We start from the raw sequence: 20,272 nt of genomic DNA, 5'->3' as shown, positions 1-20,272 counted from the left end.
ATCATTTCCTGCCGACAGTTACAGGCCTGGTATCACGCTGCCTGTAGATCCTTCACTTAACCTTCATCCTAATTGCCAAAACCTGTCACCAAACCGTTACACGCGCCAAGGATCATCCTCGGATTCCTGAGCAGGTGGTCAGGAAGACTGGCGTCGCCGTTCACCCGGTTCTGACAGCCAGTACCGCCCTCCATAACAACAGATAGATGCACGTAAGGGATCTACTTGTGAAGATCAACACACTCTCTGCCCTGCTTTTTGCATCGGGCCTAGGTAGCTTTGCGCCATTGGTTTTGGCAGACACCACACAGGACGTCGGCTCGGTGGACATTGCCGGCAAACAGACCCTGGGCAACGGCCACATGATCCGCGAAGAAAGTGCCAAAGCGCGGTCGACGGTGACCAAGGAAGCCATGGACCAGATGTCGTCGACCGCCAACGCCATCGACAAGCTCAAATACACGCCGGGCATCAACGTTTCCAGTGATGACGCCAGTGGCACCAGCGGCACCAACTTCACCATGCGCGGCATGAACTCCGACCAGATCGGGGTTTCCGTCGATGGCGTGCCGATCAACGATTCGGGCAACTACAGCGTCTATTCCAACCAATTGGGCGACCCGGAAAACCTTGCGGAAGTATTCGCGACACAGGGTTCTTCAGAAGCCGACGGCCCGCACATCGGCTCCAGCGGTGGCAACATCGGCATGATCACTATCCGGCCGACTAAAGAGGCCGGGGTATTTGCTAAACAAATCGTCGGCGCCAACGACTTGCGCAAGACCTTCGTGCGGGTCAATACCGGCGATTTCGGCGGCCTCAAGACCTGGGTCTCGGCCTCGCACCTGGAAGGCGACAAGTGGCGCGGCAAAGGCACGCTGCGCAGCGACAAGGTCGAGTGGAGCAGCCTGTTTGAAGACGGCAGCGGCAACTCCACACTGGCCACGATCAAGTACAACAACCAGGAAAACTACAACTACAACTCCTTGAGCAAGTCGCAGTTCGACACCGACGGGCGGCGCAAGGATTACTCGGAAACCCCGGTGTACAAGTCCGGTTTGCTGTCGTCTTCCTACAAGCTCAACCGCAACCCCTTCGAAAGCGTCAACGCCACGCTCACCCAGCGCTGGCAGCTGCAGGACAACCTGGCGCTGACGGTTACGCCCTATTACTACTGGGCCAACGGTGGCAGCTTCAGCGGCCAGACCGCGTCGAACCTGGGGCCGAAGTCCGACAAGGCTGGCAACTACGACCTGAGCAACCTCAAATCGCTCAACTACTACCGTCCTTCGTGGACCGAAACCTGGCGCCCGGGCGTCACCGCCAAAATGAAGTGGGACATCAACGAAGAACATAGCCTGGACTACGGCTACTGGTATGAGCGCGCACGCCAGCGCCAGAGCCAGCCGTTTATCGGCATCAACGGCGAAGGCGCACCCGATGATGTGTGGGGCGACTACAACGGCGGCGGGCAGGTGGTCGACAAGAACGGCGCTACGGTACAAGGCCGTCATTACTACACCATCACACCGTCGCAAAAGCTCTGGGTGCAGGACAGCTGGCAAGCCACGCCAGACCTGAGTTTTGTCGGCGGCGTGGCCTACCAGTACGTCGAGCGCGACGGCAACAATCTGGGCAGCCTGTACGACAAACCGGAAAAACGTAACACCCGTTACCACCAGTTCCTGCCGAGCTTCAGCGCCAAGTACCAAGTGGACGAGAGCAACCAGGCGTTCTACAACGTCACCCGCAACATGCGCACGCCGCCGAACTACGTGCTGTACAACAAGGGCGACTCGGTAAGCCTCAAGCCCGAGTTGAGCTGGAACCAGGAACTGGGCTGGCGCTTCACCGAAGACGATATTGCGTTGAGCGCGACGCTGTTCTACATCAGCTTCAAGGACCGCCAGTTGTCGACCACCGACCTCAACGGCGACTACGCGGTAATCAACGTCGGCAAAGTCGACAACAAAGGCCTGGAGCTGGAGTGGAGCGGGCTGTTGCCGCATCACTTCAACTACTACGCGTCCTACACCTACACCCAGTCTGAACAGAAAGACAATCTGCTCAGCAAGAACGTGTTGTTGCCCACCGCCGGCAAGCAACTGGCCAACGTCCCGGAAAACATGTTCAACCTGGTGTTTGGCTACGACGACTCGCGTTTCTATGGCAACGTTGCGGGCAAATACGTCGGCAGTTTCTACGGCGATTTGACCAACGACGAAAAAATCGCCGGGCGCACGGTGGTGGACTTGAATGCCGGTATCTACTTGCCGGTGGACAAGAAGGTGATCAAGTCTGCGACCCTGCGGCTGTCGATGCTTAACGTGTTCGACAAGGAATACCTGAGCTCGGCGCGTACCGTGTCGTTCAACTCGGCGCCGGTCAATGGGCTGGCGCCGAGTACGGCGTATTACAACGTGGGCGAGGAGCGCACGGCGATGGTGTCGTTGGAAGCCAACTTCTAAAGACGCTGCAGAACTCATTGTGGCAGCGGGCTTATGTGGGAGCTGGCTTTTTGTGGGAGCTGGCTTGCCTGCGATGCAGGCAACTCGGTCTGTCAGTTACTGCGCGGTGATGCTATCGCAGGCAAGCCAGCTCCCACACAAGCCAGCTCTCCTACAAACCAGCTCCCACACAAACCAGCTCCCACACAAACGGGCTCCTGCAACGGCGGGGTTACTTCAAGGCAGCCATGATCGCATCCGGGTTGTAGTCGCGAATGAGCGTGCCATTGACCTCCACAAACGGAATCCCGCCGCCGCCCAGCGCCTCATACGCCTTGCGCGCCTGGGCATCCTTCTCGATATCGAACGCCCGGTACGGTACCCCTTTCTGATCCAGAAAACGCCGTATCTGCTTGCAGTAGCCGCACCACTCGGTGGAGTAGAGCACCACGTGCGCCGAGGCGCGTACCTGCTCCGAAACCACCTGCGAGGGGTTGAACAGCCGCTCGATCTTGCCCCAGTGCTGGATGACTACCACCACCAGCAACACCAACAGGACTTTCTTGAGTACCCCGCCCAGCATCAGTTACGGCGCTTGAGCTGGTCGGTCAGTTGGGTCGGCAGGCCCTTGATGATCAAGGTGCCGGCAGCTTCGTCGTATTCGATCTTGTCACCCAGCAGGTGCGCCTCAAAGCTGATGGACAGGCCTTCGGCGCGGCCGGTGAAGCGGCGGAACTGGTTAAGGGTGCGCTTGTCGGCCGGAATTTCCGGCGACAGGCCGTAGTCCTTGTTACGGATATGGTCGTAGAACGCTTTTGGCCGATCTTCATCGATCAAGCCCGAGAGTTCTTCCAGGCCCATCGGCTCGCCAAGCTTGGCCTGGCTGCTGGCGTAGTCCACCAGGGTTTTGGTCTTTTCGCGGGCGGACTCGTCCGGCAGGTCTTCGCTCTCAACAAAGTCGCTGAAGGCCTTGAGCAGGGTGCGGGTCTCGCCCGGGCCGTCGACGCCTTCCTGGCAGCCAATAAAGTCGCGGAAGTACTCCGAGACCTTCTTGCCGTTCTTGCCTTTGATAAACGAGATGTACTGCTTGGACTGCTTGTTGTTCTGCCACTCGGAGACGTTGATGCGCGCCGCCAGGTGCAACTGGCCCAGGTCCAGGTGGCGCGACGGGGTCACGTCCAGCTCATCGGTCACTGCCACGCCTTCGCTGTGGTGCAGCAGGGCGATGGCCAGGTAATCGGTCATGCCTTGTTGATAGTGGGCAAACAGCACGTGGCCGCCGGTGGAGAGGTTGGACTCCTCCATCAGCTTTTGCAGGTGCTCGACCGCCGTGCGGCTGAAGGTGGTGAAATCCTGGCCACCGTCGAAATACTCCTTCAACCAGCCGCTGAACGGGTGCGCGCCGGACTCGGCATGGAAGAAACCCCAGGCCTTGCCTTGTTTGGCGTTATAGCTCTCGTTGAGGTCGGCCAGCATGTTCTCGATGGCGGCGGATTCGGACAGCTCCGAATTGCGGGTATGCAGAACTGCAGGTGTGCCGTCGGGTTTTTTGTCGATCAGGTGAACAATGCAATGACGGATCGGCATAGGCTTCTCGGCTGGTTGAAGGGGAGCGGTGGGCCTCCCCAAAAAGTCGCCCAGTGTACCGCACCCATTGGTCAAGACGCGCCTGCAAGGCGGTTTTGGACGACCTCCGACGGCCCATATGCCTTTTTTTCACGGTTTAGAGCGATAAAGCTGACCAAATGGGTATGTTGAGGCGGATATTTCCCCGTCTCTGTGCTAGTTTTGCCCCGTCTTACGCCAAGTCTCGGCGTTAAGCGTGCATTCAGCATCTGTCAGGTCGAACCAATCCCCGTTTCAAGCATCTATAACCCCGATCTCCGTGGTTGTAGGCCTGGGGTGCCAGGCCATGACGGTCGGGCTCGACGGCTGACACTGCACTCTGCAATCCATATGAATTTGATAGGGAAGGAACACCACAATGGCTATTACTAAAGACCAACTGATCGCTGACCTGGCTGAAGCAGTAGACGCACCGAAAACTACCGTGCGCGCTCTGCTGGACCAACTGAGCCAAGTTGTTGCTGATCAGCTGGAAAACGGCGGCGAAATCACTCTGCCAGGCGTTGGCAAACTGAAAGTGACCGAGCGTCCAGCCCGTACTGGCCGTAACCCTTCGACTGGCGCTGCCATCGAAATCGCTGCCAAGAAAGTTATCAAGCTGGTTGTGGCCAAAGGCCTGACCGACGCTGTTAACAAGTAAGACGCAGCAAAAAAAACCGTGCCTCGGAGCGATCCGGGCACGGTTTTTTGTTGCCTGCGATTTGTCAGTCGCGAACCCAGCGCTGGCGCCAGATCTGTTGCTCGTTCTTGGTCTGGAAGGTCCAGGCCACGAAGCGGCTTTGCTTCTGGCCCTGGGACATCTCCACCACCTGGCTTTCCAGCACGCCGGCTTTTTTCAGGGCTGTCTCGATCGCGGGCAAGTTCGACGCTTTTGACACCAGCGTGCTGAACCACAGCACCTTGTGGGCAAAATGCGCGCTCTCGGCGATCAGTTGCGTCACAAAGCGTGCTTCGCCGCCTTCACACCACAGCTCCGCCGATTGACCGCCGAAGTTCAACACCGGCAGCTTGCGCTTGGGATCGGCCTTGCCCAGGGCGCGCCATTTACGCTCGCTGCCCTTGGTGGCTTCGTCCATGGACGCGTGGAAGGGCGGGTTGCACATGGTCAGGTCAAAGCGCTCGCCCGGCTCCAGCAAGCCCAGCAGGATCTGCTTGGGGTTGGGTTGCTGGCGCAGCTGGATGACCTTGCTCAGGTCATTGGACTGCACGATGGCCTTGGCCGCGGCCACCGCGATAGGGTCGACCTCGGAACCGAGGAAATTCCAGCGGTATTCCATATAGCCGATCAGCGGGTAGACGCAGTTGGCGCCCATGCCGATGTCCAGCACCTTGACGATGGAGCCGCGCGGAATCTTGCCGTCGTTGACGCTGGCCAGCAGGTCGGCGAGGAAGTGCACATAGTCGGCACGCCCCGGCACCGGCGGGCACAGGTAATCCTGCGGGATATCCCAATGCTGGATGCCATAGAACGACTTGAGCAGTGCCCGGTTGAACACCCGCACCGCGTCCGGGCTGGCGAAGTCGATGCTCTCTTTGCCATACGGGTTGATGATCACGAATTTCGCCAGTTCCGGCGTGGTCTTGATCAGCGCCGGGAAGTCGTAACGGCCTGTGTGGCGGTTGCGCGGGTGCAAGGTAGCCTCTTTGCGCGGCGCGACGGGGTTGGCCGGGGCGGCGGTTTTAGGCTTCTTGCGCGGAGGTTTGGGTGTGCTGGGGGCGGTCATGTTGATTCTGGTGTGGGCTCAAAGTGGTGGGTATTGTCACACATTCTCAAGACAACTCGGTCAAATGTGGGAGCTGGCTCGCCTGCGATGGCATCAGCTCGGTCTGGCAGGTAGGCCGAGTCGACTGAATCGCAGGCAAGCCAGCTCCCACAAAGAGCAAAAAAAAGAGACCCGAAGGTCTCTTTTTTCACACAGGTTCCAGTTTAAAGGCTGGAAATCCGCGCATGTTGCTCGGCCAGTTTGCCCAAAGCCTGTTCCGCTTCAGCCAACTTGGCACGCTCCTTATCGATCACCTCAGCCGGCGCCTTGTCGACAAACGCCGCATTGGACAGCTTGCCGCCCACTCGCTGCACTTCGCCTTGCAGGCGCGCGATTTCTTTGTCGAGGCGCGCCAGCTCCGCGCCCTTGTCGATCAAACCTGCCATCGGCACCAGCACTTCCATCTCGCCAACCAATGCAGTGGCAGACAGCGGCGCATCTTCACCGGCAGCCAACACAGTGATCGACTCCAGCTTCGCCAGCTTCTTGAGCAGCGCATCGTTCTCGGTGAGGCGACGCTGATCTTCGGCACTGGCGTTCTTCACGAACACTGCCAACGGCTTGCCCGGCCCGATGTTCATTTCGGCACGGATGTTACGCGTGCCCATCATCAGGGTCTTGAGCCATTCGATATCGCTTTCAGCCGCCTCATCGATGCGCGCTTCATTGGCCACCGGCCAAGGTTGCAGCATGATGGTCTTGCCTTCGATACCGGCCAGCGGCGCGATGCGCTGCCAGATCTCTTCGGTGATGAACGGCATGAACGGGTGCGCCAGACGCAGCGCCACTTCGAGTACGCGCACCAGGGTGCGGCGGGTGCCGCGCTGGCGTTCGATCGGCGAGTTTTCGTCCCACAGCACGGGCTTGGACAGTTCCAGGTACCAGTCGCAATACTGGTTCCAGATGAACTCGTACAAGGCCTGTGCGGCCAGGTCGAAACGGAACTGGTCGAGTTGGCGGGTCACTTCGGCTTCGGTGCGCTGCAACTGCGAGATGATCCAGCGATCGGCCAGGCTCAGTTCGACGGCTTCGCCGTTCTGACCGCAGTCTTCGCCTTTATCCAGCACGTAGCGCGCGGCGTTCCAGATCTTGTTGCAGAAGTTTCGATAGCCTTCGACGCGGCCCATGTCGAACTTGATGTCGCGGCCGGTGGACGCCAGCGAGCAGAAGGTGAAGCGCAGGGCGTCGGTGCCGTAGCTGGCGATGCCGTCGGCGAACTCGTCGCGGGTCTGCTTCTCGATCTTCTTGGCCAACTTTGGCTGCATCAGGCCCGAGGTGCGTTTTTGCACCAGGGTTTCCAGGTCGATGCCGTCGATGATGTCCAGCGGGTCCAGGACGTTGCCCTTGGACTTGGACATCTTCTGGCCCTGGCCATCACGTACCAGGCCGTGCACATACACGGTCTTGAACGGTACTTGCGGCGTACCGTCTTCGTTCTTCACCAAGTGCATGGTGAGCATGATCATCCGGGCAACCCAGAAGAAAATGATATCGAAGCCGGTAACCAGCACGTCGGTGGAGTGGAATTTCTTCAGGAACTCGGTCTGCTGTGGCCAGCCCAGGGTCGAGAAGGTCCACAGGCCCGAGCTGAACCAGGTGTCGAGTACGTCGTTGTCCTGTTGCAGGGCGATGTCTGCGCCGAGGTTGTGCTTGGCACGCACTTCGGCTTCATCGCGACCGACATAGACCTTGCCCGACTCGTCGTACCAAGCCGGAATGCGGTGGCCCCACCACAGTTGACGGCTGATGCACCAATCCTGGATGTCACGCATCCACGAGAAGTACATGTTTTCGTACTGTTTAGGCACGAACTGGATGCGGCCGTCTTCCACGGCAGCAATCGCAGGCTCAGCCAACGGCTTGGTGGACACGTACCACTGGTCGGTCAGCCACGGCTCGATGATGGTGCCGGAACGGTCGCCTTTCGGCACTTTGAGGCCGTGGTCGTCAACGCTTACCAGCAAACCGGCGGCGTCGAAGGCGGCCACGATCTGCTTGCGCGCTTCGAAACGGTCGAGGCCGGCGTATTCGGCCGGGATCTTGCCGTCGATGCTGTCGTTCAGCGTGCCGTCCAGGTTGAACACCTGGCAGGCCGGCAACACGGCGGCATTTTTGTCGAAGATGTTCAGCAGCGGCAGGTTGTGGCGCTTGCCGACTTCGTAGTCGTTGAAATCGTGGGCCGGGGTGATTTTCACGCAGCCGGTGCCGAATTCAGGGTCGCAGTAGTCGTCCGCAATGATCGGGATACGACGGCCAACCAGCGGCAGCTCAACGAATTTGCCGATCAGCGCCTGGTAACGCTCGTCGTTCGGGTTAACGGCAACGGCGGCGTCGCCGAGCATGGTTTCCGGACGGGTAGTGGCGACGATCAGGTAGTCGTTGCCCTCGGCGGTTTTGGCGCCTTCGGCCAGCGGGTACTTGAGGTTCCACAGGAAGCCTTTCTCGTCGTGGTTTTCCACTTCGAGGTCGGAAATTGCCGTGTGCAACTTGGTGTCCCAGTTGACCAGGCGCTTGCCGCGGTAGATCAGGCCGTCTTCATGCAGGCGTACGAAGGCCTCTTTCACCGATTCCGACAGGCCGTCGTCCATGGTGAAGCGCTCACGGCTCCAGTCCACAGACGAACCCAGGCGACGGATCTGACGGCTGATGTTACCGCCGGACTGGTCCTTCCATTCCCAGATTTTCTCCAGGAACTTCTCGCGGCCCAGGTCGTGACGGTTCTGGCCGGTGGCTTCCAGCTGGCGTTCCACCAGCATTTGCGTGGCGATACCGGCGTGGTCGGTGCCCGGTTGCCACAGGGTATTGCGGCCCTGCATGCGGCGGAAACGGATCAACGCATCCATGATCGCATTGTTGAAGCCATGGCCCATGTGCAGGCTGCCAGTGACGTTCGGTGGCGGAATCATGATGGTGTAGGACTCGCCGGCACCTTGTGGGGCGAAATAATTCTCGGACTCCCAAGTGTTGTACCAGGAAGTTTCAATGGCGTGCGGCTGGTAGGTCTTATCCATGCGCGGCGGGACCCTAGTTGGCATTAATTCAGGAAAGCCGACAAGTATAACGGGGGATAAGGCGCAGGGCGAGGCGAAGACGGGCTAGAGATGTATGTTGAGCAAGTGTGGGAGCAGGCAAACCAGCTCCCACAGGGATCTAAGTAAGGCTCAGGACTGGTATTGGCTTAATAGCCGCTCCATCCGCGCATCCATCCGCCGTTTGATCTCGGCTTCAATATGCGGGGCAAAGTCGTCGATCACATCCTGCATGATCAATTGCGCAGCGGCACGCAGTTCGTTGTCCAGGTGCAGCAGCAACGCGTCGGGCGCTTTTTCAGCGGCGGGTGCCGGTTCTGCAGCGGGTGCCGGCGCGACAGCCTCAGGTGCGGCGGGTTTGCCACCGACCATGTCGAACAACAGCGGTATCTGTACCTCGCTCTCGACCGAGTGGGTCAGCAGCGGCGGTTGCAACTCATCATCACCAAGCAATTGACGGATCGACTCCAGGTCGTCCAGCAAGTGGTCGTCTTTTTTTAGCGGGTTTGGAGTGTCCATCGTGTGCTCAAAGTCGTTGTAGCCGGTGATCTTGCAGAGGATAGCCCTGTTCGCGGTAGAAACGGAAACTCTCCCGCGCAGCCTGACGAATAGCCGGGTCTTCGACCACCACTTCCGCCACGCGGGCAAACGCCTTGGCAAAGGCCGGTACTTTCAGGTCGAGGTTAACCAGCAAGTCATGATGATCGCCGCAGTTGTCGCCCAAACCCAGCACAATCAGGCCTTCGGGTTCGGACTCGGCGGGGCCGTGGGGCACGAAACTTTCGCCCTTGAAGCGCCACAGGCGAGCGTCAAGGTCTTCACGCTGAGCGGCATCGCTGCAATGCAGATAGATACGGTGGCCCATGCGCCAGGCTTTTTCGGTGAGTTTGCAGGCAAAGTCCAGGCGCGCAGAGGGATCGGCGCTGGGCAATATATAGAAGTCGACTTGGGTCATTGCGGTTCCTGAGACCGGGGCGCCATGCAGGCCACCCCGGAATTTTCAGTTTCAGGCTTTGGCACGATCCAGCAGGTACTGGGTCAACAGGGGAACCGGACGGCCACTGGCGCCCTTATCCTTGCCGCCACTGGTCCAGGCCGTACCGGCGATGTCCAGGTGCGCCCAGTTGAAGTTCTTGGCGAAGCGCGACAGGAAGCAGGCGGCGGTTATGGTGCCGGCTTTAGGGCCGCCGATGTTGGCGATGTCGGCGAACGGGCTGTCCAGTTGTTCCTGGTACTCGTCGAACAGCGGCAGTTGCCAGGCGCGGTCGTCGGCAGCCTTGCCGGCGCTGAGCAGTTGCTCGATCAGCTCGTCGTTGTTACCCAGCAGGCCCGAAGTGTGAGCGCCCAGGGCGACTACGCAGGCGCCGGTCAGGGTGGCAATGTCGATCACGGCCTGTGGCTTGAAGCGTTCGGCGTAGGTGAGGGCATCGCACAGCACCAGACGGCCTTCGGCGTCGGTGTTGAGGATCTCGACAGTCTGGCCGCTCATGGTGGTGACGATGTCACCCGGGCGTGCAGCACCACCGCTCGGCATGTTCTCGGCGCAGGCCAGGATGCACACCAGGTTGATTGGCAGCTTGAGCTCCAGCACGGCGCGCAGGGTGCCGAACACGCTGGCGGCGCCGCCCATGTCGTACTTCATTTCGTCCATGCCGGCGCCCGGCTTGAGGCTGATGCCGCCGGTGTCGAAGGTGATGCCTTTGCCGACCAGCGCGTAAGGCTTCTCGGACTTCTTGCCGCCGTTGTATTGCATCACGATCAGGCGTGGCGGCTGGTCGCTGCCCTGGCCCACGGCATAGAACGAGCCCATGCCCAGTTCCTTGATCTTCTTCTCGTCCAGCACTTCAACCTTCAGGCCCTTGAACTCTTTGCCCAGCGCCTTGGCTTGTTCGCCCAGATAGGTAGGGTGGCAGATGTTCGGCGGCAGGTTGCCCAGGTCGCGGGTAAACGACATGCCGTTGGCGATGGCGGTGGCGTGGGTAACGGCGCGCTCGACTTCAGCCTGGGCGGCCTTGATGGTCAGCAGGGTGATTTTCTTGATGGCGCGCGGTTCGGCCTTCTGGCTCTTGAACTGGTCGAAGACGTAACCGCCGTCCACCAGGCTTTCGGCCAGCAGGCGGGTCTTGCCGTAGCTGTCGCGGCCTTTTACAACGATTTCGTCGAGGGCCAGTGCCGCATCGGTACCGCCCAGGCCTTTAAGGGTGGCGAGGATACCGCTGATGATCTTGCGGAACGGGCGGTCGCCCAGTTCGGCGTCCTTGCCCACGCCCACCAGCAATACGCGGTCGGCTTTAAGGTTGGGCAGGCTTTGCAGCAGCAGGCTTTGGCCGACTTTGCCGGCCAGGTCGCCGCGCTTGAGGACCGCGCTGATGGCGCCGCCGCTCAGTTCGTCCAGTTGCTTGGCGGCGACACCGAGCTTGCGCCCTTCGCCGACGGCGACCACGAGGGTGGCGGTTTTCAACGTTTCGGGGCTAACGCTTTTTACAACCAATTCCATTTTCGGGTCCCTTATTTAAGGTCTGTGAGCCTGGCGTCTGTACGCAGGCTTTGATGCTTGGCAGCTTTGTAAACCGCCCGCGACAAAGGCCGCAGTTTGAACCTCGCCAGAGCAGCCTGACAACCCTTGCAGCACGCTTTGTGCACGCGCATGAGCAAGCACCGTGACAGGCGCGGCCAATCACAGGATAATGCGCAATCTTTTTAGCCGGCCCGTGCATGCGGGTCGACTCGGTATGCTTGCTTGTTTGGCCGCCTTAGCCTGACAACCCTGGAGTGTCTGGTTTGATCGTCTTCCGTTATCTGTCCCGCGAAGTCCTGTTGACCCTGAGTGCCGTGAGTGCGGTATTGCTGGTCATCACCATGAGTGGTCGTTTCGTCAAATTCCTCGCCCAGGCGGCCTCGGGCGCCCTGGATCCAGGCGCGTTGTTCCTGATCATGGGCTTTCGCCTGCCGGGTTTCCTGCAGTTGATCCTGCCCCTTGGCCTGTTTCTCGGCATCCTGCTGGCCTATGGCCGGCTTTACCTTGAAAGTGAAATGACCGTGCTCTCGGCCACTGGCATGAGCCAACAGCGCCTGCTGGCCATGACCATGGTGCCGGCCACCGGCGTTGCCCTGGTGGTGGCCTGGTTGAGCATGAGCCTGGCGCCCCAGGGGGCCATGCAGTTCCAGTTGCTGCTGAACAAGCAGGACGCGATGACCGAGTTCGATACCCTCGAGCCCGGGCGCTTCCAGGCGCTCAACGACGGCACGCGGGTCACCTATACCGAAACCATGACCGACGACCGCTCTAACCTGGGCGGCGTGTTCATCTCGCAGAAAAACCTCGGCCTGAACCAGAAAGATCGCGGTATCTCGATTCTGGTAGCCAACAGCGGGCGCCAGGAAATACGTCCTGACGGCAACCGCTACCTGATCCTGGAAAATGGCTATCGTTACGACGGCAGCCCTGGCATGGCGGACTATCGGGCGGTCAAATACGACACTTATGGCGTAATGCTGGCTAAGCCTGACATCAGTGAAGAGGTCACCGACCGCGACGCACTGCCGACGCTATCGCTGATCGGCAATCCCGAGCTGCGCTCCGTCGCCGAGCTGCAATGGCGGATCTCGCTGCCGCTGCTGGTGTTTATCGTGACCTTGATGGCCGTGCCGCTGTCGCGCGTCAACCCGCGCCAGGGCCGCTTCCTCAAGCTGTTGCCGGCAATCCTGTTGTACATGGCCTACCTGACCATCCTGATTTCCGCCCGTGGCTCCCTGGAGAAGGGCAAGCTGTCGCCAACCCTGGGCCTGTGGTGGGTGCACGGGATCTTCCTGGTGATCGGCCTGGGGCTGCTCTACTGGGAACCTATCCGTTTGAAAATGAAGAGCCGTCGTGGCCTGAAGGAGTTGGCTCGTGGCTAAGCTCGACCGCTACATTGGTAGCAGCGTACTGATCGCCATCCTGGCGGTATTGGGCATCATCCTTGGCCTGGCTTGCCTGTTTGCCTTTATTGATGAAGTGGGCAACGTCACCGACACTTATACGGTCACCAACGTATTGAGCTACGTGGCGCTGACCGCACCGCGTCGTCTCTACGACATGATGCCGATGGCGGCACTGATCGGCTGCCTGATCGGCCTGGGCAGCCTGGCCAGCAGCAGCGAACTGACCATCATGCGCGCGGCGGGCGTTTCCATCGGTCGCATCGTCTGGGCGGTCATGAAACCCATGCTGTTGCTGATGGCGTGCAGTGTGTTGATCGGTGAATACGTAGCGCCACCGACCGAAGCCACGGCCCAGGCCAATCGCGCCCTGGCCCAGGGTTCGGGAGATGCGCAAAGCGCCAGGCACGGCCTGTGGCACCGCCAGGGTGATGAGTTTATCCACATCAACGCCGTGCAGCCTGGCGGTTTGTTGGTGGGGGTGACGCGTTACACGTTCGACAAAGAGCGGCATATGCTGACGTCGAGTTTCTCCAAGCGTGCGCAGTACGACGAGGGGAAATGGCAGCTGTACGATGTCACCACGACGTATTTCCGTAATGTGGGGCAGGGCACCAAGGCCTACACCGAAGTGATCAATGTGCCGTCCGAGCAGTGGGACATTGCCCTTAAGCCGGAACTGCTCAATACCGTGGTGATGATCCCGGAAAGCCTGCCGATCTCCGGTTTGTGGAGTTATATCCACTACCTCAAGGATCAAGGCCTGAACAACGGCCGTTACTGGTTGGCATTTTGGGTCAAGGTGTTGCAGCCGCTGGTCACCGCCGCACTGGTGCTAATGGCCATTTCGTTCATCTTCGGTCCGCTGCGTTCGGTAACGCTCGGCCAGCGGGTGTTTACCGGCGTGCTGGTGGGCTTTACCTTCCGCATCGCCCAGGACCTGCTTGGGCCGTCGAGCCTGGTATTCGGGTTCTCGCCGCTGTTTGCGGTGCTGGTGCCCACGGCTATTTGTGCCGTGGCCGGGTTCTGGCTGTTGCGCCGGGCCGGTTGATACCGCGCTTATGCACAAAAAATGCCCCGCTCCTGTGAGCGGGGCATTTTTGTTCTGGTCAGCAAAGATGACGCCCGGCCCGAGCATCAGGTACAATTCCCGGCTATTTTTCAGCGGGCAATCTGCCTGCAGCCTTTTTGAGTGTTGATCCGTGAGTGATTTGAGTCATATCCGCAATTTCTCCATCATCGCCCACATTGACCATGGTAAGTCGACGCTGGCCGATCGATTCATCCAGATGTGCGGCGGCCTTGCCGAGCGTGAAATGGAAGCTCAGGTACTGGACTCCATGGACCTCGAGCGCGAGCGCGGCATCACTATCAAGGCCCACAGCGTTACCCTGTACTACACCGCAAAAGACGGTATCAAGTACCAGCTGAACTTCATTGACACCCCAGGCCACGTTGACTTCACCTACGAAGTCAGCCGTTCGCTGGCGGCGTGTGAAGGTGCCTTGCTGGTGGTCGATGCCGGCCAGGGCGTTGAAGCCCAGTCCGTGGCCAACTGCTACACCGCGATCGAGCAGGGCCTTGAGGTCATGCCGGTACTGAACAAGATCGACCTGCCCCAGGCCGATCCTGACCGCGTTAAAGAAGAAATCGAAAAAATCATCGGCATTGACGCCACCGACGCCGTCGAGTGCAGCGCCAAGACCGGCCTGGGCGTTGACGAAGTGCTCGAGCGCCTGGTCAAGACCATTCCTGCGCCTACCGGCAACTACGAAGATCCGCTGCAGGCGTTGATCATCGACTCTTGGTTCGACAACTACCTGGGCGTTGTTTCCCTGGTACGCGTGCGCCACGGCCGTGTGAAGAAGGGCGACAAGATCCTGGTCAAATCCACCGGCAAGATCCACCTGGTGGACAGCGTCGGTGTATTTAACCCGAAACACACTGCTACCACCGACCTCAAGGCCGGTGAAGTAGGCTTCATCATCGCCGGCATCAAGGACATTCACGGTGCGCCGGTGGGTGACACCCTGACCTTGAGCTCCACCCCTGACGTCGACGTGCTGCCGGGCTTCAAACGCATCCAGCCGCAGGTTTACGCCGGCCTGTTCCCGGTCAGCTCCGACGACTTCGAAGATTTCCGCGAAGCGCTGCAGAAGCTCACCCTCAACGACTCGTCGTTGCAGTACACCCCGGAAAGCTCCGACGCCCTGGGCTTCGGCTTCCGCTGCGGGTTCCTGGGCATGCTGCACATGGAGATCATTCAGGAGCGCCTTGAGCGCGAATACGACCTGGACCTGATCACCACGGCGCCAACGGTTATTTTTGAACTGGCGCTGAAAACCGGTGAAACGATTTACGTCGACAACCCGTCCAAGCTTCCGGATCTGTCCTCCATCGAAGACATGCGCGAGCCGATCGTGCGGGCCAATATCCTGGTTCCGCAGGAGCACTTGGGCAACGTGATTACCCTGTGTATCGAAAAACGTGGCGTGCAGCACGACATGTTGTTCCTCGGTACCCAGGTGCAGGTGACCTACGATTTGCCGATGAACGAAGTGGTTCTGGACTTCTTCGACCGTCTCAAATCCACCAGTCGCGGCTATGCTTCGCTGGATTACCATTTCGACCGTTACCAATCGGCTAATCTGGTGAAACTGGATGTGCTGATCAACGGCGACAAGGTGGATGCACTGGCACTGATCGTGCACAAGGACAATGCGCACTACAAAGGTCGCCAGTTGACCGAAAAGATGAAAGAACTGATTCCGCGCCAGATGTTCGATGTCGCGATCCAGGCCGCCATTGGCGGGCAGATCATTGCACGGACCTCCGTCAAGGCACTCAGAAAGAACGTACTGGCCAAATGCTACGGCGGTGACGTAAGCCGTAAGCGCAAGCTGCTTGAGAAGCAAAAGGCCGGTAAAAAACGCATGAAGCAAGTGGGCAACGTGGAAATTCCACAAGAAGCCTTCCTTGCAGTGCTCAGGTTGGATAGTTAGGTCCTATGTCACTAAATTTCCCGCTGTTGCTGGTCATCGCCGTTGCCGTTTGCGGACTCCTGGCGTTGCTCGATCTGGTGTTCTTCGCCCCGCGTCGGCGGGCGGCGATCGCCTCGTATCAGGGCAGCGTCAGCCAGCCCGATGCGGTGGCGATCGAGAAACTGAACAAAGAGCCTTTGCTGGTTGAATACGGCAAGTCGTTCTTCCCGGTGTTGTTCATCGTGCTGGTGCTGCGTTCGTTCCTGGTGGAGCCGTTTCAGATCCCTTCGGGTTCGATGAAACCCACCCTGGACGTGGGCGACTTCATCCTGGTGAACAAGTTTTCCTACGGGATCCGCCTGCCGGTGCTCGACAAGAAGGTCATCCCGGTCGGTGATCCGCAGCGCGGCGATGTGATGGTGTTCCGCTACCCAAGCGACCCGAACGTCAACTACATCAAGCGTGTCGTCGGCCTGCCGGGCGATGTGATTCGCTACACCAGCGACAAGCGCCTGTTCGTCAACGGTGAGTCGGTAGCCGAGAAGTTGATCGGCACCGAGCCGAACACCCTGGGCAGCGCTGAGCTGTATCAGGAAAAGCTCGGCGCGGTCGAGCACCAGATCCGCAAGGAAATGAGCCGCTACCGCTCGCCGCCCGACACCGAGTGGAAAGTGCCGGCCGGGCACTACTTCATGATGGGCGACAACCGCGACAACTCCAACGACAGCCGGTATTGGGATGACCCTAATATTCCCAAGGACCTGCTGGGCATGGTTCCCGACGAGAACATTGTCGGCAAGGCCTTTGCGGTCTGGATGAGCTGGCCGGAACCCAAGCTCAGCCACCTGCCGAACTTCTCGCGGGTCGGGCTGATCAAGTAATACAGGCGGCGCTGTGAACACAGCGCCGAATGCTTTTCTGGGGTTGGGACAATCATTGGCCAAACCCCTTGCTGTACCAATCAGGATTTGAATTTGAACACTGCGTCAATCGTCGATGGCCGCCGGTGCCACCAAACAGATATGGGTAAACCGTGAGCGTTTCTCTAAGCCGTCTCGAGCGCCAGCTCGGCTACACCTTCAAGGACCAGGAATTGATGGTCCTTGCCCTCACACACCGCAGCTTTGCAGGGCGCAATAACGAGCGCCTGGAATTCCTCGGTGATGCCATCCTCAACTTTGCCGCCGGTGAGGCGCTGTTCGAGCGTTTCCCGCAAGCGCGCGAAGGCCAGCTGTCACGCCTGCGTGCACGACTGGTCAAAGGCGAGACCCTGGCCGTGCTGGCCCGTGGTTTCGGCCTGGGCGAGTACCTGCGCCTGGGTTCCGGCGAACTGAAAAGCGGTGGTTTTCGCCGCGAGTCGATCCTGGCCGATGCCCTCGAAGCGTTGATCGGTGCGATCTACCTCGATGCAGGCATGGAGACCGCCAAAGAGCGCGTCGTCGCCTGGCTGGCGTCGGAGATCGAAAGCCTGACGCTGGTCGACACCAACAAAGATCCCAAGACCCGCCTGCAGGAATACCTGCAGTCGCGTGGTTGCGAACTGCCACGCTACGAAGTGGTGGATATCCAGGGTGAACCCCATTGCCGCGTGTTTTTCGTGGAATGTGAAATCACCTTATTGAATGAAAAAAGCCGAGGTCAGGGTGTGAGTCGTCGTATTGCCGAACAGGTAGCGGCCGCTGCAGCACTGATTGCCCTGGGCGTGGAGAATGGCCATGACTGATTCAACCGCAACACGCTGTGGCTATGTTGCCATCGTCGGCCGCCCGAACGTGGGCAAGTCCACGCTGCTGAACCACATCCTCGGCCAGAAGCTGGCGATCACCTCGCGCAAGCCGCAGACCACCCGCCACAACATGCTGGGCATCAAGACCGAAGGCACCGTGCAAGCGGTCTACGTCGACACCCCAGGCATGCACAAAGGTGGCGAGAAGGCGCTGAACCGCTACATGAACAAAACCGCTTCGGCGGCGTTGAAAGACGTCGACGTGGTGATCTTCGTGGTCGACCGCACCAAGTGGACCGACGAAGACCAGATGGTTCTGGAGCGTGTGCAGTACGTCACCGGCCCGTTGATCGTCGCGCTGAACAAGACCGATCGCATCGAAGACAAGGCCGAGCTGATGCCGCACCTGAGCTGGCTGCAGGAACAACTGCCGAACGCCCAGATCATGCCGATTTCGGCCCAGCACGGCCACAACCTGGACGCACTGGAACGCGTGATCGCCCAGCACCTGCCGGAGAACGAGCACTTCTTCCCGGAAGACCAGATCACCGACCGCAGCAGCCGCTTCCTGGCCGCCGAACTGGTACGCGAGAAAATCATGCGCCAGATGGGCGCCGAGCTGCCGTACCAGATCACCGTCGAAATCGAAGAGTTCAAGCAGCAGGGCAAAACCCTGCATATCCACGCGTTGATCCTCGTAGAGCGTGATGGTCAGAAGAAAATCATCATTGGCGACAAGGGCGAGCGCATCAAGCGCATCGGCACCGAAGCGCGCAAGGACATGGAATTGCTGTTTGATTCCAAGATCATGCTTAACCTGTGGGTAAAGGTTAAAGGTGGTTGGTCCGATGATGAGCGCGCGCTGCGTTCCCTGGGCTACGGCGACCTGTAACACCCCGCAGTATCTCTGTGGGAGCTGGCTTGTGTGGGAGCTGGCTTGCCTGCGATAGCATCACCTCGGTGCAACTGAATGACCGAGGTGCCTGCATCGCGGGCAAGCCCGCTCCCACATTGGTTTGTCGCTGTTCTTAAGTTCTGCGAAGAGACTTGCATGTCCCAAACCCCACCCCCCAGCCAACTCGCCTACGTCCTGCACAGCCGCGCCTACCGCGAGACCAGCGCTTTGGTGGATTTCCTCACGCCCCAAGGCCGCTTGCGCGCGGTGTTGCGCAGTGCGCGGGGCAAGGCGGGCACGCTGGCACGGCCGTTTGTGGCGCTGGACGTGGAGTTTCGTGGCAAGGGCGAGCTGAAAAACGTTGGCCGCCTGGAAAGCGTCGGCACCTCGGCCTGGCTCAATGGCGAAGCGCTGTTCAGCGGGCTTTACCTCAACGAACTGCTGATCCGCCTGCTGCCCGCCGAAGACCCGCACCCCGCTGTCTTCGATCACTATGCCGCCACGCTTTTGGCCTTGGCCGAAGGTCGCCCGCTGGAGCCGCTGCTGCGCGCCTTCGAATGGCGGCTGCTCGATGACTTGGGCTACGGCTTCGAACTGAGCAATGACCTGCACGGCGATCCCATTGCCGCCGACGGCATGTACCGCCTGCAAGTCGACGCCGGGCTTGAGCGCGTGTACCTGCTGCAACCGGGCCTGTTTCAGGGCACCGAACTGTTGGCCATGAGCGAAGCGGACTGGACGGCGCCAGGCGCCTTGTCCGCTGCCAAACGCTTGATGCGCCAGGCGCTGGCCGTGCATCTGGGCGGGCGCCCGTTGGTCAGTCGCGAGTTGTTTCGAAAGCCCTGACAACCCCGTGTATGCTGTGCAGCGTTTCTTTCCCTTTTCAGGAGCGCTTCCGTGACCACCAGCAATCGCATTCTTCTTGGCGTCAACATCGACCACGTCGCCACCCTGCGCCAGGCCCGGGGCACCCGTTACCCCGACCCGGTCAAGGCCGCGCTGGACGCCGAAGAAGCGGGCGCCGACGGCATCACCGTGCACCTGCGCGAAGACCGCCGTCACATTCAGGAGCGCGATGTACTGGTGCTCAAGGACGTGCTGCAAACCCGCATGAACTTCGAGATGGGCGTCACCGAAGAAATGATGGCGTTCGCCGAGCGCATCCGCCCGGCGCACATCTGCCTGGTGCCGGAAACCCGCCAGGAACTCACCACCGAAGGCGGCCTTGATGTGGCCGGCCAGGAAGCGCGGATCAAGGCGGCGGTGGAGCGCCTGTCGAAGATCGGCAGCGAAGTGTCACTGTTCATCGACGCCGACGAGCGCCAGATCGAAGCCTCGCGTCGCGTTGGCGCGCCGGCGATCGAACTGCACACCGGCCGTTACGCCGATGCCACCACGCCCACCGAAGTGGCCGAGGAGCTGCAGCGCATCATCGACGGCGTCAAGTGCGGCCTCAGTGAAGGCTTGATCGTCAACGCCGGCCATGGCCTGCACTACCACAACGTCGAAGCCGTGGCCGCGATCAAGGGCATCAACGAGCTGAACATCGGCCACGCGCTGGTGGCGCATGCGCTGTTCGTCGGTTTCAAAGGCGCGGTTGCCGAGATGAAAACCCTGATTCTGGCGGCTGCCAAGCACTGATCAGACACTGGAAATCTCCTGTGGAGCGGGCTTGTGTGGGAGCCGGGCTTGCCCGCGATGCAGGCGCCTCGGTTTTTCAGTTTTACCGAGGTGATGCTATCGCAGGCAAGCCAGCTCCCACACAAGCCAGCTCCCACAGGAAATCTTTAGAGTCTTCATCTGCGTTTTCGCCATGCGGCAATGCGAAGCCTTACTGTTTAGCCGATGCAGGTGTATCGTATCTTCCCTTTGCGGGCCTCTGGC

General features: G+C 59.9%; 17 protein-coding genes. 10 read left to right on the top strand and 7 right to left on the bottom strand.

What is annotated here, in order from left to right:
* Positions 1–227 precede the first annotated feature (227 nt).
* A complete protein-coding gene (locus ASE80_RS10775; protein ID WP_056858897.1) occupies positions 228–2,468 on the top strand; it encodes a TonB-dependent receptor in 2,241 nt (746 codons plus the stop codon).
* A gap of 211 nt (positions 2,469–2,679) precedes the next feature.
* Here the strand turns inward: ASE80_RS10775 and ASE80_RS10770 are convergent, their stop codons facing one another.
* Together ASE80_RS10770 and yejK are read right to left on the bottom strand one after the other, a co-directional pair.
* Positions 2,680–3,030: a glutaredoxin family protein gene (locus ASE80_RS10770; RefSeq protein ID WP_056858896.1), complete on the bottom strand. Its 351-nt coding sequence runs from the start codon at positions 3,028–3,030 to the stop codon at positions 2,680–2,682.
* Positions 3,030–4,034 (bottom strand): nucleoid-associated protein YejK, encoded by a 1,005-nt coding sequence (gene yejK / locus ASE80_RS10765; RefSeq protein WP_056858895.1) that lies wholly within the window; start codon positions 4,032–4,034, stop codon positions 3,030–3,032. The genes ASE80_RS10770 and yejK overlap by 1 nt, the downstream gene beginning before the upstream one ends.
* A gap of 397 nt (positions 4,035–4,431) precedes the next feature.
* Between yejK and ASE80_RS10760 the strand changes: the two genes are divergently transcribed.
* Positions 4,432–4,713 (top strand): HU family DNA-binding protein, encoded by a 282-nt coding sequence (locus ASE80_RS10760; protein WP_003188840.1) that lies wholly within the window; start codon positions 4,432–4,434, stop codon positions 4,711–4,713.
* A gap of 64 nt (positions 4,714–4,777) precedes the next feature.
* Here the strand turns inward: ASE80_RS10760 and rlmF are convergent, their stop codons facing one another.
* From rlmF to ASE80_RS10735, 5 genes are all read right to left on the bottom strand, one after another.
* Positions 4,778–5,797 (bottom strand): 23S rRNA (adenine(1618)-N(6))-methyltransferase RlmF, encoded by a 1,020-nt coding sequence (rlmF, locus tag ASE80_RS10755; protein WP_056858894.1) that lies wholly within the window; start codon positions 5,795–5,797, stop codon positions 4,778–4,780.
* Between the two features lie 203 nt (positions 5,798–6,000).
* Positions 6,001–8,847: a valine--tRNA ligase gene (locus tag ASE80_RS10750; RefSeq protein WP_056858893.1), complete on the bottom strand. Its 2,847-nt coding sequence runs from the start codon at positions 8,845–8,847 to the stop codon at positions 6,001–6,003.
* A gap of 150 nt (positions 8,848–8,997) precedes the next feature.
* Positions 8,998–9,384, bottom strand: coding sequence for a hypothetical protein (locus tag ASE80_RS10745; protein ID WP_056858892.1), 387 nt, complete (start codon positions 9,382–9,384; stop codon positions 8,998–9,000).
* Between the two features lie 7 nt (positions 9,385–9,391).
* The gene (locus ASE80_RS10740; RefSeq protein ID WP_056858891.1) at positions 9,392–9,820 is read right to left on the bottom strand and encodes a DNA polymerase III subunit chi; all 429 of its coding nucleotides are present in this window, start codon (positions 9,818–9,820) and stop codon (positions 9,392–9,394) included.
* 51 nt (positions 9,821–9,871) lie between these two features.
* On the bottom strand, positions 9,872–11,362 hold the full coding sequence (locus tag ASE80_RS10735; protein ID WP_056858890.1) for a leucyl aminopeptidase: 1,491 nt from the start codon (positions 11,360–11,362) through the stop codon (positions 9,872–9,874).
* A gap of 284 nt (positions 11,363–11,646) precedes the next feature.
* Between ASE80_RS10735 and lptF the strand changes: the two genes are divergently transcribed.
* From lptF to pdxJ, 8 genes are all read left to right on the top strand, one after another.
* Complete coding sequence (gene lptF / locus ASE80_RS10730) at positions 11,647–12,765, top strand: LPS export ABC transporter permease LptF (protein ID WP_056858889.1); 1,119 nt, start codon at positions 11,647–11,649, stop codon at positions 12,763–12,765.
* The gene (lptG, locus tag ASE80_RS10725; RefSeq protein WP_056858888.1) at positions 12,758–13,837 is read left to right on the top strand and encodes an LPS export ABC transporter permease LptG; all 1,080 of its coding nucleotides are present in this window, start codon (positions 12,758–12,760) and stop codon (positions 13,835–13,837) included. The genes lptF and lptG overlap by 8 nt, the downstream gene beginning before the upstream one ends.
* A 151-nt stretch (positions 13,838–13,988) precedes the next feature.
* Entirely contained in the window at positions 13,989–15,788 is a 1,800-nt protein-coding gene (gene lepA, locus ASE80_RS10720; RefSeq protein WP_003210439.1) for a translation elongation factor 4, read from the top strand.
* 5 nt (positions 15,789–15,793) lie between these two features.
* The gene (lepB, locus tag ASE80_RS10715) at positions 15,794–16,648 is read left to right on the top strand and encodes a signal peptidase I (RefSeq protein ID WP_017136294.1); all 855 of its coding nucleotides are present in this window, start codon (positions 15,794–15,796) and stop codon (positions 16,646–16,648) included.
* A gap of 152 nt (positions 16,649–16,800) precedes the next feature.
* Complete coding sequence (gene rnc / locus ASE80_RS10710) at positions 16,801–17,490, top strand: ribonuclease III (protein ID WP_017136295.1); 690 nt, start codon at positions 16,801–16,803, stop codon at positions 17,488–17,490.
* On the top strand, positions 17,483–18,385 hold the full coding sequence (era, locus tag ASE80_RS10705) for a GTPase Era (RefSeq protein ID WP_056858887.1): 903 nt from the start codon (positions 17,483–17,485) through the stop codon (positions 18,383–18,385). The genes rnc and era overlap by 8 nt, the downstream gene beginning before the upstream one ends.
* A 159-nt stretch (positions 18,386–18,544) precedes the next feature.
* A complete protein-coding gene (gene recO / locus ASE80_RS10700) occupies positions 18,545–19,234 on the top strand; it encodes a DNA repair protein RecO (protein WP_056858886.1) in 690 nt (229 codons plus the stop codon).
* A 51-nt stretch (positions 19,235–19,285) separates the two neighbouring features.
* Positions 19,286–20,029: a pyridoxine 5'-phosphate synthase gene (gene pdxJ / locus ASE80_RS10695; RefSeq protein WP_056858885.1), complete on the top strand. Its 744-nt coding sequence runs from the start codon at positions 19,286–19,288 to the stop codon at positions 20,027–20,029.
* Positions 20,030–20,272: the final 243 nt, after the last annotated feature.

This window comes from Pseudomonas sp. Leaf15 (assembly GCF_001421425.1).
GTDB classification, from domain to species: domain Bacteria; phylum Pseudomonadota; class Gammaproteobacteria; order Pseudomonadales; family Pseudomonadaceae; genus Aquipseudomonas; species Aquipseudomonas salomonii.
Note: the sequence above shows the minus strand (reverse complement) of the source record. Positions and strands in the feature narration are given on the sequence as shown.